Raw genomic sequence first — 14,038 nt, forward strand, 5'->3', positions numbered from 1 at the left:
TTTCCCGGTAGAGGGCGTGCAGGTTGTCCGGGTGGTGCCGCAGCTTGAGCTCCAGCCGGGGGCGGCGTTGGTGTTTGGCCAGGTGCATGTCCTCATCTTAAGGGAAAAACCTAGGGGGAGTTCTTATGATACCAACTTTACCTGTAGGGTTAGCTTTGAGGGTCATCCCAAGCTCCCCCATCCGGCGACACCCCAGGTTCAGTCAACTGCGTTCCCGTAACTGCGTAACTGTTTGTAAATGGCGCGGTCGGGGTGTCGCCACCTTTTCCTGCCAGGGGAGAAAGCAAGGGGTTTACGTGGATTTGGTATTACTGGCCTAAAGATGTTGGCCAAACACCTCCTGATGCCAAACAAGGTCGGTCTTTTGGGCTGTAGACCATCAACAATGGACTATAGACCCCCAATTTACCTTCCCCGGCCCACCACCACCGCCCTGGCCCGCACCAGCACCCGTACCTTGTCGCCAGGGTAGAAGGGGCTTTCCGGGCTTTCCTGCACAATAAGCTCACGGCTGCCGAGCTGGATTCGGTAGGTTACGTCGTGGCCCTTGAACTCGCGGGCCAGCACCGTACCTTCGATCTGCTTGCCGTCTATGCCCAGGTGACCCAAAGGAGCAGCCAGGCTCAGCCCTTCGGGACGCAGGGAGAGCAGTACGGCACCCTGGGCTTCCTCCACAAGCATAATGCGCCCCAGGGGGGTTTCGGCCTCCTGGCCCCGGGCCTCACCGGGTATCAGGTTGGTACGCCCCAAAAACTGGGCCACAAAGGGGGTGCGGGGGTGGTGGTAGACCTCTTCGGGGGTGCCGGTTTGCTCGAGCTGCCCGCTCCGCATCACCGCCAGCCGGTCGGCAAAGGAGAGGGCCTCTTCCTGGTCGTGCGTGACCAGGATGGCCCCAATGCCGGCCTGCTTCAAAAGCGCACGCACCTCATCGCGGGTGGATTGGCGCAGGGCGGCGTCCAGGCTGCTAAAGGGTTCGTCCAGCAGAATCAACTTGGGGCCGGGGGCAATGGCCCGGGCTAGGGCCACCCGCTGCTGCTGCCCGCCCGAAAGCTCGCCGGGCTTGCGGTCCTTGAACACGGTCAGGCCCACCAGGCCCAGCACTTCCATCACGCGGGCTTCCCGTTCTTTGCCCCGCAGGTGACGCAGGCCGAAGGCCACGTTCTGAAAGACGCTCAGATGAGGAAACAGGGCGTAGTCCTGAAAGACAAAGCCGATGCCGCGCTCCTCTGGGGGTTTGGGGGTAATATCTTGCCCGTCCAGCCAGATTTGACCCTGGTCGGCTTGCTCGAAGCCGGCCACCAGGCGCAAGGTGGTGGTTTTACCACAGCCCGAAGGCCCCAGCAGGGCAAATACTTCGCCCTGCTCAACTGTAAAACTCACGTTCTGTACAACCGGAGGAAAGTCGGGATGAAAGCGTTTGCTCAGGCCCTCTACCCGAAGGATGGGGGGTTCGGGCTCGATGCGCGCGGTGGGAGGGGCGGTGGGTTGGGTTTTCATCGTCGTTCCTGGGAAAGCAACAGGCCTACCAAGCCGGCCGAGAAGAGCACGATCAGCAGGGCATATGGGGCGGCCTCGGCAAACATGGCTTCGGAGGTGTAACCCCAGATGCGGGTCGAGAGCGTAGAATAACCCACCGGAGCGAGCAGGAAGGTGAGGGGAAGTTCCTTTACCGCCGACAAAAACACCAGGGCCATGCTGGCCAGCACGCCGCGCCACAGCAGGGGGAAGGTGGCTTTGAAGAAGGCTTGCAGGGGTTTATAACCCAGGCTGCGTGCGGCCTCCTCGAGGCGGGGTGGGGCCTGGTAGAGTGCGCTGCGGATGGGGCCGATGGCCTCGGCCAAAAAGTGCAGAGCGAAGGCCAGAATCAAAAGCGCGAGGGTCTGGTAAAGAAAAGGTACCCCGCGCAGGCTGAAGAAAATCAGGGCCAGGGCAAAAGCCAGCGGAGGGGTGGCGTAGCCGATGTAGGCGGTGCGCTCGAGCAGCCTCGAGAGCGGGCTGGGGTAGCGCACCCCCAGGTAGGCCAGCGGCAGCGCCAGCAAGGCCGCTACCAGGGCTGCCGGGGCTGCAGCCTGCACCGAGTTGCGCAAGGCTTCCAGGATGCCCGCCAGGCCGTTTACATAGGTGCTGGGGTGCTGCAGCGTCCAGTAGACAATGGAGGTAAGCGGTACAAGCAGGGCACCCACGATGGGCACCGCCATCAGGGCCAGCGCAGGAAGCCACCAGCGCCCCAGCTTTACCGGGTTCTGACGCCTTGCGCTGCCCAGCCCCACCCGGCTTAAGGAGAGGTTTTTCAGTAATCGGGCCTCGAGCCAGAGCAGACTGCCCGTGAGCAGAATAAGCAGCAGGGAAAGCCAGGCCGCATACACCCGGTCAAATGAAGCCGAGTATTGCAGGTAAATGGCGTAACTGAAGGTCTCGAAGCGTACCAGGCTGACTACGCCAAAGTCGCCCAGCACGTGCAGGCCAATCAGCAGCCAGCCCGCATACAAAGCAGGCCGCAGCTGCGGCAATACCACCCGCCAGAAAACCTCAAAGTTTCGGTAGCCCAGGCTGCGCGCCGACTCCTCGAGGCCAGCATCCAGCCCCAGGAGGGCCGCCCGCAGGTTCAAAAACAAGTAGGGGTAGGTAAAAAGGCTCAAGACCCCCAGGGCTCCCAGGTAGCCTGTGGGCCGTGGCCAGGGAAAGCCCAGCAGGTCTTCTAGCCAGCCGTTTGCGCCGGTTGCACCAAAAAAACCAAAGACCCCCACGTAGCCGGGTACTGCCAGCGGCAGCACCAGGAGTACCGTCCAGAGGCGCTTGCCACGCAGGTTGGTACGGCTGGTAATCCAGGCCAGCGGCAGGGCCAGCGCCGTGGTGAGGGCAATGACCCCGACCAGCAAGGCCAAGGTGTTGCCCAGCAGTTGAAGATTGCGCTGCCGCAGAACAATCTCAACCAGTTGTGCGGGCTCGGCTTGGGCGGCCCGCAGTACCAGGTACAAAAGCGGTAACAGCACGGCCAGCCCTACCAACAAGGCCACAGCCAGCAGGGGTTTGGGAATGGGACGGCTCAGACTGGCAACCATAAAAACCATTTTTCGTGCTGGGAAACCCAGCGGAGTAGGGCGGCCCCGCCATTTTTGCAGCATTTGCCGGAAGCGCTACAGCACTCGAAAAAGGGCTCTATTAACCGGCTGGCTTTGCGGTCACTGCTGAACATGCTTGGGGGGGTGCCCTGCGGATTCCCCGGTAAACCTGCACCCGCGCCCTCAACGCTAGCAAGCAGGCGCCTATAAATCAAGTATCTTTGTCGGGATTTGAGGGTATGTGGGCCTGCCCGGGGCGGTTTGCCGCTTGATCCAAAGGATATGGGACAGCAAACCCAGGTTAGCTGCACAGCGGCTATGGCCTGACGGCCACCCCACTCGTCCACCAGATGATGTGAGCGCTCATCTCACCCCAAGGTTATTTCCTGAAACTGCCCTAATGCCGGATTCAAAAGGACAGTTTACAAAACCAAAAACACCATAGGCTGTCTTTTTGAATCCTAGAGCACACCCCTCCCTTGAGTACCGGCGCTAGCCGGGGGCCGATGGCCCTTCACTGTCGGTCGGCGAAAAAAGCGTCTTGCTTCCAAGGGGCGGTATCGCCCTCCGCTACGCGGATAACTTCCAAGGGGCGGTATCGCCCTCCGCTACGCGGATAACTTCGGTCGGGTTAGTTCGTCACCCTTTGGTGACGAACTAACCGAATCTGGTATAACCACCGATCCTCGAGCCTGGAAGGGAATTTGTGTGGTCAGATTCGCCCGATTCAGTGCGGCTAGGCGACGATTATCCCGGTTGTGGATGGTGCGATTGCGACCAGCCTTAAAAACCAAACGCCGGACAGCATACTGCCCGGGGTTTGGTGTGGGCTGCCCTGAAGTTTCTAGCAAGGCTTTTCTGCGTTTTTGCGGGCGTAGTAGTACCAGTTAAGCCCGATGTTGATGGCGTAGAACACGGCTGCACCGTAGAAGAATCCGGTGGCCGAGCCAGTGCTGGCAATCACTGCGCCAATCAGCGAGGAAAACACAAACGGGCCATAGGCGGCAATGGCCGCCGTCCAGCCAATCACGCCGCCGGCCTTACGCGGCTCGAAAATCATGGGCATCTGCTTGAAGGTGCTGGCGTTGCCAATGCCGGAAAATAGAAAGACCAGGAGCATAAACAGCACAAACCAGGGAAACTGCTCCAAAGAGGTCGGGCGCAAGAAAAAGGTTACCCCCAGAGCGGAGAAGAGCAGCCCAATGCCGCTCACCTGCGTCCAGATGGCCCCGCCATAGCGATCGGCCAGCGGGCCCATCAGCACCCGAATCAGGGAGCCCACCAGCGGCCCCAGGAAGGCGAAGGACAGGGGATCGGGGGCCCCTTCAAACTTGCCGTACAGGGTGCGAATCAGGAGCGGGAAGGTGGCCGAAAACCCCGAGAAAGAACCAAAGGTCATGATGTAAAGGCTGGTCATGATCCAGGTGTGTTTGTCGCCGAAGATGTCGAACTGTTCGCGGAAGTTGGCCCGCACTGGCACGCTTTTGAGCCAGAACCAGGCCAGCACTGCTCCCAGGAGCACCAGCGGCACGTAAACCAGGGTGGCGTTTTGTAGCCAGATGGGCTTACTGACCTCGCCTCGAGTGAAGGTCTGGGGGTCGCCCAGCAAGGAGCCCAGCAGGGCAAAGCCGATGACCCAGGGGGTTACGAACTGCACCACCGAGACCCCAAAGTTGCCCACCCCGGCCTGGATGCCCAGGGCAGTGCCTTGCAGCTTTTTGGGGAAGAAATAGCTGGTGCTGGGCATAAAGCCCGAGAAGTTGCCCCCGCCAATGCCGGCCAGAAAAGCCAGCACCATCAGCAACCAGAACGGTGTGGCGGTGTTTTGTACCGCCCAGGCCCAGCCAAGCAGCGGCGCCAGCAGCAACAGGGTAGAAAAGGTAACCAGATGCCGCGTACCCAGCATTGGAGGTAAAAACGTCCAGATGATGCGCAGGGTGCCCCCGGCCAGGCCCGGCATGGCCGCGAGCCAGAAGAGCTGCGCGGTGCTAAGCTGAAACCCCACATTGGGCAGGCGCACCACCAGCGCACTCACCACAAACCAGGTGATGAAGGCCAGGGTCAGGTTGAAGGTGGTGATCCAGAGGGTGCGCCAAGCTAAAGCTTTTCCTTGGGTTTCCCAGAACTGGGGGTCTTCGGGCTCCCAGCGGGTGAGCCAGGTGTTGGGGAGAGGTTTGGAAGGGTTCATAGGCTCCTTTCGAGGCCCATCGAATCCATCGCATACTCGAGGGGATGGGCCTGCAAAGCCGCCAGGTGGTGGTCTTCCACCCGGTACAACAGCGGCACGACCGGCAGGCCCAGCCGCTCTTCTAGCCTGCGGGCCTGTCGCCTGGTAAATAGCTTCACTTCGCCAATGGCCAGGGCAGCAATTTGGGCACGGTAGTGTTGGATGCGTTCTTCCTCGGCTGGAAGATGGTTCAGTACATAGGGGTCGGGGTACTGCATGGCGCAGTCGGTATGTCCGATTAGGGCGATGGCCTGAATCCCCATGCGGGCTACCGAAAAGGCCAGGTAGGGCTCCACCGGCTCGGGGTTGGCTCCACCGGTACGCAGCACGAAGGCGAAGTTTTCGGGCATCTGAAGGTGTATGCGAAAATCCATGCAGGTTAGCACGGCCAATACCGGCTTAGCGAAGGGCGCGAAGGGTATGCCCTGGTTGTGGCTTTGCAGCAGGATTTGGATAGGTTCCGGTAGCATTATCTACCTCAATGCCCCTCGGGATGGTGCTCAATTTTGCCCTTGAGGTGCGGCGCAGCTTTGTTGAGCATGGCGATTACCGTGAGGTGCATCCAGATGGCGCTGATGGCGGTCAGGATGAAGAGCACCACAAAGGTCATCTGAGGTAGCCCTGTCCAGGCCTGGGCGTAGGCGAAGAGGGGAGGTAAGAAGAAGCCGCCCAGAGCACCCAGCATTCCCACCAGCCCACCCACCGCTCCCACATCCTTGGGGAAGTACTCGGGGATATGCTTATACACGGCGGCCTTGCCAATGCCCATGGCCACGCCCACCAGGAAGACCAGCAGGGTGAAGGGCCAGACCGTCATGGTGTAGTGCATTACCTCGCGCATGCCGTCGGGCTCAATGCGGCTCGGCAGATACAGCACAATGTGCCCGTCCGGCATGGACAGGAGCCAGGTGGCCAGGAGCATGGTGCCAAAGGTCCAGTACATCACCCGCCGGGCCCCATAGCGGTCAGAGAAGTAGCCCCCCACCGGGCGCAGCAGGCTGGCCGGGAAAATGAACAGGGCCGTGAGCAGGGCCGCCTGGTAGAGGGGCAGGCCAAACACGTCCACGTAGTACTTGGGCAGCCAGGCCGAAAGGGCCACATAGGCTCCGAAGACCACCACGTAGTACAGGCTGAAGCGCCAGACCCGGACGTTCCCAAGGGGGCGCAGCATCTCCAGGAAGGGACGGCCCTGCCCCGGTTTGCGGTCTGTACGGGGGGTGAAGAGCCACATGGCCACGGCCATCAAGACCAGTAGGACCGCGTACAGGAAGGGCACAAAGCGCCAGCCGCCGGGTACCAGGCCGCCCAGGTAACCCGCTGCCGGTACCGAGGCGATGATGGCTGGGCCGATGAACTTGGTCACGCTGGCCCCCACGTTGCCGGCGCCGAAGACCCCCAGGGCAAAGCCTTGCTGCTCTCTGGGGAACCAGGCGGCGTTCCAGGCGATGCCCACGCTGAAGGCGTTGCCTGCAAAACCCACCAGAAAAGCATAGAGGAGAAGCGCCTGGTAGCTGCTGGCCTGGGAAACCAGGTAGGCCGGGATGGCGGTGAAGAGGAGCATGACCGTGAAGACCACCCGACCTCCGTAGCGGTCGGTCAAGATGCCCGCCAGAAGCCGCCAGAGAGAGCCGTTCAGGATAGCTACCGCCGAAAGCCAGCTTAGCTGCACGTCGGTCAGGCCGAACTCCTTACGAATGGGAATGCCCAGCACCCCAAACATCAGCCAGACCGCGAACATCAGGGTAAAACCGATGGTGGAAAGGGTAAGCACCTCCAGACGCGCTTTGCGCTCGGTGGTGTTGGGCGTAGCGCTAGTCTGAACCATAAGCACCTCCTTTGTCTTGCAAGGCAGCCTGGGGCTTGGCTGAAGTGGTGGGGTACGGTTGGGCAACGGGTGGAACCGGTTGCAAACGGCGGGGCTTGCGTACCCAGATCACCAGTTGCCAGGGCCGCCACAAGTAGCCCAGCGGCACGGTGATGATGTGGATGAGCCGGGTGAAGGGAAAAACGGCCAGTAGCACCCAGAAATTGAAGACGTGCAGTTGAATCCAGAAGGGGAGATCGGCCACCAGCTCGGGCCGGGGGCGCAGGGTAAGGATGGACCACAGGTAGGGCGTGAAGACCGAGGGGAACCAGTAGGAGCCGTAGCGGTACATTACCGCAGTAAGGATGCCCGTGAGAATCGAGACCAGAAGGAGCAGCAGTACGATTACATCGGTGGGCCGGGTTACGGCCAGGACGCGCCGGTTGGAAAGGCGGCGGTAGAGCAAAACCAGCAGCCCACCCAACGTCCAGAGGGCCAGGGCCAGACCGCTAATCTCGAGCAGGTACAGCCGGATGGGTACGGCGTTCCACAGCAGAAGACCCTGCGGAACCAGGAGCGCCAACAAATGCCCCAGCAGGATTATCAGTACCCCCCAGTGAAAGGGCACCGAGCCGAAGAAGAGCAGCCTGCGCTCTAAAAGCTGACTGGACAGGCTAGAAACGCTAAAAGGCTTGCCCCGCATGCGCTGGAAGCTAACGATAACTAAAAGCGCCAGCGCCACATAAGGGAACACCTGAAACAAGAGGATATTCCAGTTCATTTGTTACCTCCCTTCCAGAACGGGAGATTGCGCATAAGCGAACCCATCACGGTGGGGAGCTGGGTGGATTGTTCGGGCATCACCGCCGGCCTGGTGTAGGGTTTGACCGCCTCGAGCGTTGCTTCCAGGAGCAGCAGGTACGGGTTTTGGGGCTCCAAGGTCTTGAGGGTGTGGAGGATCTGGTGCAGGGCTGGCCCCAGGAGTTGCAGAAGCTCGGACAGGGGGGCTTCGGCTACGGCCAGGTAGCGCAGCACCGGGATCAGGTGGTCGGGGATTTCCCCTGCCATGTCGATGCCCAGCTTTGCATAGGCTGCGTTCAGGTCGGCCATCAGGCGGCCCCGCCGGTAGTCCTCGCCGTAGACGGCATAGCCGATGTAGGGTGCGGTGAGCGGGGTGAGCTCGAGGGTGCGGGTATACAGCTCCTCCCGCTCGGCCAGCCTGAGCTCGGAGATGGCTTGCAGGAAGCGCTCGAGCAGGTCTTTAGCCCTGGATTCGGGCAGGTCTCGCACCTGCTCCCACAAAGCCTTGGTAGAACCCGGCTTGGGATACTGGTAAGCAAGGGCTAGGGTTTCAAACAGGGCTTTCATGCTAGTCACCTCGCACGGGTAGCTCGAGGAAGCCCACCCCGGTCTCGCCCTTGTGGGCCAGGGGGTCGTTCCAGACTTCTACCGCCATCTCGCGGTGGTAAGGTGGCACCACAAAGCGCTCCTGCAGGGTGGGCTTGGCGGTGAGCTGATAGATGGCCTCGATCTCCTCAGGGGTAGTACCGGCAGCTTCCACGAGTTGCAGGGTGGCCTGGTCTATGGTTCCTTCCACGCTCTGGCGGCGTTTGTAGATGCGTACCGCCAGTAGCTTACGCAGGATGGGCTTGACGACTTCCACATTGCCCGCCGCGAACAGGTTGGCCAGGTACTCCAGGGGGAGACGGGCTTTTTGCAGGTGGTTGAACAGTTCGAAGTCTATCTGCTCGGGGGGCAACTCGAGCTTGACCAGACCCTCTTCGATGGTGCTCACGATGGGTGAGAGCGGGGGAATGTAGAAGAGCATGGCCATGGTGCGGTACTCGGGGTGCAGCGGCAGGGCCAGCTTCCACACCTTGACGAACTTGTACACCGGTGAGGCCTGGGCAGCCTTGATCCAGTCCTCGCCCAGCCCGTTGGCTCGGGCGGCTGCCATGACCGCCGGGTCGAAGGGGTCAAGGATGGCGTCCAGCTGGGCCTGTACCAGTTCCTGGGTCTCGGCCTTGGCTGCGGTAGCGATCCGGTCGGCGTCGTAGAGGATCACCCCCAGGTAGCGGATGCGGCCCACGCAGGAGTGGAAGCAGGCCGGAGCCTGGCCGGTCTCGAGGCGGGGGAAGCACAGGATGCACTTTTCGCTCTTGCCGGTGGCCCAGTTGTAATAGACCTTTTTGTAGGGGCAGGCCGCCACGCACATGCGCCAGCCCTTGCACTTGTTCTCGTTGACCAGCACCACCCCATCCTCGGCGCGTTTATAAATGGCGCCGCTGGGGCAGGCCGCCACGCAGGCCGGGTTCAGGCAGTGGTTGCAGATGCGCGGCATGTAATTGAAGGCCACCCGTTCGATCTCGGCCATCTGGGCCTGAATTTCTGGGGCTACGCCGGCCCAGTTGGGGTCGTTCTGGGCGTACAGGTTGCTGCCACCCAGGTCGTCGTCCCAGTTGGGGCCTGCTTCCAGGTTCATGGGTTCGCCGGTAATCATCGAGATCGGGCGGGCCACCGGCTGGTCGTCGCCTTCGGGCGCGTTGAAGAGATTCTGGTAGTCGAAGGTGAAGGGCTCGTAGTAGTCGTCGAGTTCGGGCAGGGCCGGGTTATAAAACAGGTTGGTCAGGCCCCGGGCGCGGGAATGGAGCCGGAGTTCCAACTGGCCGTTTTTCTTTTCCCAACCGCCCTTGAACCGCTCCTGGTCTTCCCAGCCGGTGGGGTAGCCCGTACCGGGCCGGGTCTCGACGTTGTTCCACCACATGTACTCGGTGCCCTTGCGGTCGGTCCACAGGTTCTTGCAGGCCACCGAGCAGGTATGACACCCGATGCATTTATCGAGGTGGAAGGTCATGGAAACGTGTGCGCGTACATTCATGGGTTCCTCCGTGGGCTCACCACTGGGGCGCCTCGATGCGCCGGACATAGACGAAGGTGTCGCGGTTGACCCCCACCGGCCCCCAGTAGTTGAAGGCATAGGTGAACTGGGCGTAGCCACCGCTCATCAGCACGGGTTTCAGGCGGGCGCGGGTGATGGAGTTGTTCATACCGGCCCGCTTGCCCCGCAGGGGCGATCTGGGTACGCTCAGGGTGCGCTCGGTAGCGTGGTAAACAAAGACCGTGCCCCTGGGAATGCGTGCCGAGACGATGCAGCGCTGCACGAAGACCCCGTTGTCGTTAAAGAGTTCGACCCAGTCGTTGTCGCGGATGCCCAGCTCCCTGGCATCCTTGTCGTTCAGCCAGATGGGATAGCCCCCCCGCGAGAGGGTCATCATGCGGTGGTTGTCGGAGTAGGTGGAGTGGATGCTCCACTTGCCGTGCGGGGTGATGTAGTTGAGCAGCTTGCCCTGGGCCTGGGCTTTGGAGATTTCGGTTTCCAGCAGCATGGAGTGGTCGGGGCGCGGCTTGTAGGTGGGCAGGTGCTCGCCCCAGGCCAGGTAGTTCGGGTGGTCGAGGTAGAAGTGTTGCCGCCCGGACAGGGTGCGCCAGGGGATGAGCCGCTCGACGTTCAGGGTGAAGGGGCTATAGGGCCGCCCCTGGTTGATGATGGCGCTCCAGGTGGGGGTGGTGAGCTGGCGGCGCGGCTGGGCCACCAGGTCGGAAAAGCTGATGCGGGTGTCGCGCACCGGCTCGGCCAGGTCGGTGAGCTTTACGCCGGTTTTCTTTTCTTCGTCTTTGAAAGCACGGTAGGACAGTTCGCCGTTGGAGACCGGGTCGAGGTAGAGAATGGCCTCGGCGACCTGCCTGGCATCCTCGAGGCTCGGGTACACGCTGCCGTTTAGCCTTCGGCCCTGACTTTTACGCAGGTCGTCGTAAAAGTCGCCCGCCGGAATGGTCAGGCCGTGCATCCCGACCCCGTTCTTTTCGATGGCGTCGCCCAGCGAGATCATCTTCTCGTACACCAGCGGGTACTGCCGCTCAACGATGCGGAACTTGGGCATGGTCTTGCCGGGGATGGCCTCCACCTCGCCTTTCTTCCAGTCGCGGTCATCGGGCTGGGCCAGCTCGTCGGGGGTATCGTGCTGGAGCGGAATCATCACGATGTCCTTGACGGGTCTGGAGAGGTGCGTTTTGGCCAGCTCGGAGAACTTCTGGGCCACGGCCTTGTAGATCTCCCAGTCGCTTTTGGATTCCCATAAGGGCGGAACCGCCGCCTGCATGGGGTTGATGTAGGTGTGCATGTCGGTGGTGTTGAGGTCTTCTTTTTCGTACCAGGAGGCCGTGGGCAGCACGATGTCGGAATAAAGCGCGCTGGTGTCCATGCGGAAGTTCAAATCCACCACCAGATCCAGCTTGCCCTGCGGGGCCTCCTTGCGATAGCGAACCTCGGAGACGTGCCCGTTGGCCTGTTCTTCGGCGACCGAGTTGGTGTGGGTGCCCAGGTAGTGCTTGAGGAAGAACTCGTGCCCCTTGGCCGAGGTGCCGATGGCGTTGCCGCGCCAGATGAACCAGACCCTGGGCCAGTTGACGGGGGCGTCGGGGTCGTCTATGGCGAACTCGAGCTTGCCCTCCTTGAGCTGCTTGACCACATACGCGACGATTTCTTGGTCGGTCTGGGCGCCGGCTTTCTGGGCTTCTTCGACGACCTCCAGGCTCGACTTGTTGAACTGCGGAAAAAAGGGCAGCCAACCCTTGCGCACGGCGCGGGCCTGGTGGTCTATGGTGTGGTCGGTCTTGGGGCCTACGGTCCTGTCGTAGTCCTTGTAGCCCCGTTCGTAGCGCCACTGATCGGAGTGGACGTAGTGAAAGCTGGGGGTGTTTTGCTGGCGGGATGGGTAGCCCCAGTCGCCTGCAAAGGCAATGGGCCCCCAACTGGCCTGGTTGGCCAGCTTCTCCTGGCCCACATAGTGGGCCAGCCCGCCGCCGTTGACCCCCACCGCGCCGGTGAGCATCAGGGCCACAATGCCCGCACGGTAGAGCAGGTTGTTGTGGTACCAGTGGTTGGCCCCGGCCCCAATGATGATCAGGTTTTTGCCCTGGGTCTTCTCGCCGTTTTCCGCCCACTCGCGCGCATAGCGAACCAGGGTGTCGCGGTGGATGCCGGTGTACCGCTCCTGCCAGGCCGGGGTGTAGGGCCCTACCTCGTCGTAGGACTGGGGATACTCACCCCCCAGGCCCCGATCCACCCCGAACTGTGCCATCAGCAGGTCGAAGACGGTGGTGACTGCAACCTGTTGCCTGTCTTTGGTGATCAGCTTTTTGATGGGTACGCCCCGCTTTTGTTTTTGGTCGGTTCCGAAGTCGTCGAATTCCAGCTGCACAACTTCGTCCGCCACATCCCTAAAGCTGAGCAGGGGGTCTATTTCCTGGCCGGTTTTGGCATCCTTGAGCTCTAAGTTCCACTTGCCCTTCTCGCTCTGCCAGCGGAAGCCAATGCTGCCACCGGGCATCCTGGGCGAGCCCGATTTTTCGTCCCAGACCAACAGCTTCCACTCGCCGTTCTCCTGGTCGGCATACTCCGAAAGTTGGCCCGCACGCAGGTAGCGCCCTGGCCGGCCCTCCTTCACCTCAACCAGCAGGGGGCTGTCGGTGTAGCGCTTGAGGTAATTCACAAAATAGGGAACCTGTTTCAGAAGGTAGAACTCCTTCAGGATGACGTGGTTCACCGCCATCCAGAAGGCCCCGTCCTGGCCGGGATTAATCGGCAGCCACCAGTCGGCGTACTTGGCTACCTGGTTAAAGTCCGGGGCAAAGACCGTAAACTTGGCCCCGGCGTAGCGCCCCTCGGCCACGTAGTGCACGTCGGGGGTGCGGGTCATGTTGAGGTTGGAGCCCACCACCGCAATAAAGCGGGCGTTGTACCAGTCGGCGGCCTCGTGCACGTCGGTCTGCTCACCCCAGATTTCGGGAGAAGCGTTGGGCAGGTCGCAGTACCAGTCGTAAAAGCTCATCGGCACCCCGCCCAGGAGCGAGAGGAACCTCGAGCCCGCCGCATACGAAATTTGCGACATGGCGGGAATGGGACTGAAGCCGATAATGCGATCGGGGCCGTGCTGCTTTATGGTGTGTACCAGCGAAGCCGCAATAATTTCCAGCGCTTCGTCCCAGCTAAAGCGCCGAAAACCGCCCTTACCCCGTGCCCGCTGCCAGCGCCTGCGCTTCTCGGGGTCACTCACCAGGCTTTTCCAGGCCTCCACCGGGTCGGGGTGCTTTTCCCGGGCTTCGCGCCACAGGTCTACCAGGGCCCCGCGCGCGTAGGGGTACTTGACCCGGATGGGGCTATAGAGATACCACGAATAGCTCACCCCGCGCTGGCAGCCCCTGGGGGTGATGTCGGGCAGGTTGGGGTCAATGGCGGGGTAGTCGGTGGCCTGAAGCTCCCAGGTCACGACACCGTCCTTAACGAATACCTCCCAGCTACAACTGCCGGTGCAGTTGACCCCATGGGTGGTGCGTACGCGCTTATCGTGGGCGAAGCGGTTTCGATAAAACTCTTCCCACTTGCGTTCGGTGGGGGCTTCTAGTTCCTTGATCCAGTCGCTCATGCGCTCCTCCTGCTGCTTGTGCGAATGCGTTCGGCCAGGCCCAGGCGGCGGTTGTTCCAGTAGAGGTACATCGCGCCAAACAGAACCAAAAGCCCAACCAGCCCGGCAAAAAGCATTCGGGCGGCGTCCATGCTGGCTGTGTTGCCCGGCTTGCCCGCGGTTTGAGCAAAAAAGGCGGTGAGGGCCGCAATTTCCTCTGGCGTCAGCGGATGGCCCTTGTAGCTCTCGCGCATAACCGGGAAGGCAATACTGGTCAGTACGCCCTGAATTCCTGCGGCGCCCAGGCGGGTGTGCAGGTCGGTGAGGTCGCGCCCCAGGCTGCCCCCGCCCATGGGGCCAAAGTTACCTGCCGTGTGGCAAGCCATGCAGGGCGCACCGCCGTTCTGGAAACGGGCCTGGCCCAAAAAGAGCGCCTTGCCCCTGGCTGCGAGGGCGGGGTCGGTGGGGATGGGGGTGGGCT

At 61.7% G+C, this 14,038-nt stretch carries 9 protein-coding genes and 2 pseudogenes; all 11 read right to left on the minus strand.

Going from position 1 to position 14,038, the window contains the following annotated elements; all coding sequences use genetic code 11:
- Positions 1–88, minus strand: a pseudogene (locus Mhypo_RS18615) (transposase); the annotation flags it as partial.
- A gap of 317 nt (positions 89–405) precedes the next feature.
- Complete coding sequence (locus tag Mhypo_RS14685) at positions 406–1,497, minus strand: ABC transporter ATP-binding protein (protein ID WP_119342034.1); 1,092 nt, start codon at positions 1,495–1,497, stop codon at positions 406–408.
- Positions 1,494–3,062 (minus strand): ABC transporter permease, encoded by a 1,569-nt coding sequence (locus Mhypo_RS14690; RefSeq protein ID WP_119342041.1) that lies wholly within the window; start codon positions 3,060–3,062, stop codon positions 1,494–1,496. Before Mhypo_RS14690 ends, Mhypo_RS14685 begins: the two co-directional genes overlap by 4 nt.
- 844 nt (positions 3,063–3,906) lie before the next feature.
- Positions 3,907–5,250, minus strand: coding sequence for an MFS transporter (locus tag Mhypo_RS14695; RefSeq protein WP_119342035.1), 1,344 nt, complete (start codon positions 5,248–5,250; stop codon positions 3,907–3,909).
- Positions 5,247–5,759, minus strand: coding sequence for a carbonic anhydrase (locus Mhypo_RS14700; protein WP_119342036.1), 513 nt, complete (start codon positions 5,757–5,759; stop codon positions 5,247–5,249). The genes Mhypo_RS14695 and Mhypo_RS14700 overlap by 4 nt, the downstream gene beginning before the upstream one ends.
- Before the next feature lie 8 nt (positions 5,760–5,767).
- On the minus strand, positions 5,768–7,114 hold the full coding sequence (locus Mhypo_RS14705) for an MFS transporter (protein ID WP_119342037.1): 1,347 nt from the start codon (positions 7,112–7,114) through the stop codon (positions 5,768–5,770).
- A complete protein-coding gene (gene narI, locus Mhypo_RS14710; protein ID WP_119342038.1) occupies positions 7,101–7,874 on the minus strand; it encodes a respiratory nitrate reductase subunit gamma in 774 nt (257 codons plus the stop codon). Before narI ends, Mhypo_RS14705 begins: the two co-directional genes overlap by 14 nt.
- Positions 7,871–8,461, minus strand: coding sequence for a nitrate reductase molybdenum cofactor assembly chaperone (locus Mhypo_RS14715; RefSeq protein WP_240637273.1), 591 nt, complete (start codon positions 8,459–8,461; stop codon positions 7,871–7,873). Before Mhypo_RS14715 ends, narI begins: the two co-directional genes overlap by 4 nt.
- A 1-nt stretch (position 8,462) precedes the next feature.
- Positions 8,463–9,971, minus strand: a complete 1,509-nt coding sequence (gene narH, locus Mhypo_RS14720; RefSeq protein WP_119342039.1) for a nitrate reductase subunit beta — start codon at positions 9,969–9,971, stop codon at positions 8,463–8,465.
- A 16-nt stretch (positions 9,972–9,987) separates the two neighbouring features.
- Positions 9,988–13,578 carry a nitrate reductase subunit alpha gene (locus Mhypo_RS14725; protein WP_119342040.1) on the minus strand — a complete coding sequence of 1,197 codons (3,591 nt, stop codon included), beginning with the start codon at positions 13,576–13,578 and terminating at the stop codon, positions 9,988–9,990.
- Positions 13,575–14,038: pseudogene (locus tag Mhypo_RS14730) on the minus strand (c-type cytochrome); the annotation flags it as partial. The gene Mhypo_RS14725 and the pseudogene Mhypo_RS14730, both read right to left, overlap by 4 nt.

The sequence above is a fragment of the Meiothermus hypogaeus genome (genome assembly GCF_003574035.1).
In the GTDB taxonomy this organism is placed as follows: domain Bacteria; phylum Deinococcota; class Deinococci; order Deinococcales; family Thermaceae; genus Meiothermus; species Meiothermus hypogaeus.

What these genes read in the sequence shown, in the direction of transcription:
- Mhypo_RS14685 (WP_119342034.1), bottom strand. Translation starts at nt 1,497, where the DNA reads ATGAAAACCCAACCCACCGCCCCTCCCACCGCGCGCATCGAGCCCGAA.
- narH (WP_119342039.1), bottom strand. Translation starts at nt 9,971, where the DNA reads ATGAATGTACGCGCACACGTTTCCATGACCTTCCACCTCGATAAATGC.
- Mhypo_RS14705 (WP_119342037.1), bottom strand. Translation starts at nt 7,114, where the DNA reads ATGGTTCAGACTAGCGCTACGCCCAACACCACCGAGCGCAAAGCGCGT.
- Mhypo_RS14725 (WP_119342040.1), bottom strand. Translation starts at nt 13,578, where the DNA reads ATGAGCGACTGGATCAAGGAACTAGAAGCCCCCACCGAACGCAAGTGG.
- Mhypo_RS14715 (WP_240637273.1), bottom strand. Translation starts at nt 8,461, where the DNA reads ATGAAAGCCCTGTTTGAAACCCTAGCCCTTGCTTACCAGTATCCCAAG.
- Mhypo_RS14690 (WP_119342041.1), bottom strand. Translation starts at nt 3,062, where the DNA reads ATGGTTGCCAGTCTGAGCCGTCCCATTCCCAAACCCCTGCTGGCTGTG.
- narI (WP_119342038.1), bottom strand. Translation starts at nt 7,874, where the DNA reads ATGAACTGGAATATCCTCTTGTTTCAGGTGTTCCCTTATGTGGCGCTG.
- Mhypo_RS14700 (WP_119342036.1), bottom strand. Translation starts at nt 5,759, where the DNA reads ATGCTACCGGAACCTATCCAAATCCTGCTGCAAAGCCACAACCAGGGC.
- Mhypo_RS14695 (WP_119342035.1), bottom strand. Translation starts at nt 5,250, where the DNA reads ATGAACCCTTCCAAACCTCTCCCCAACACCTGGCTCACCCGCTGGGAG.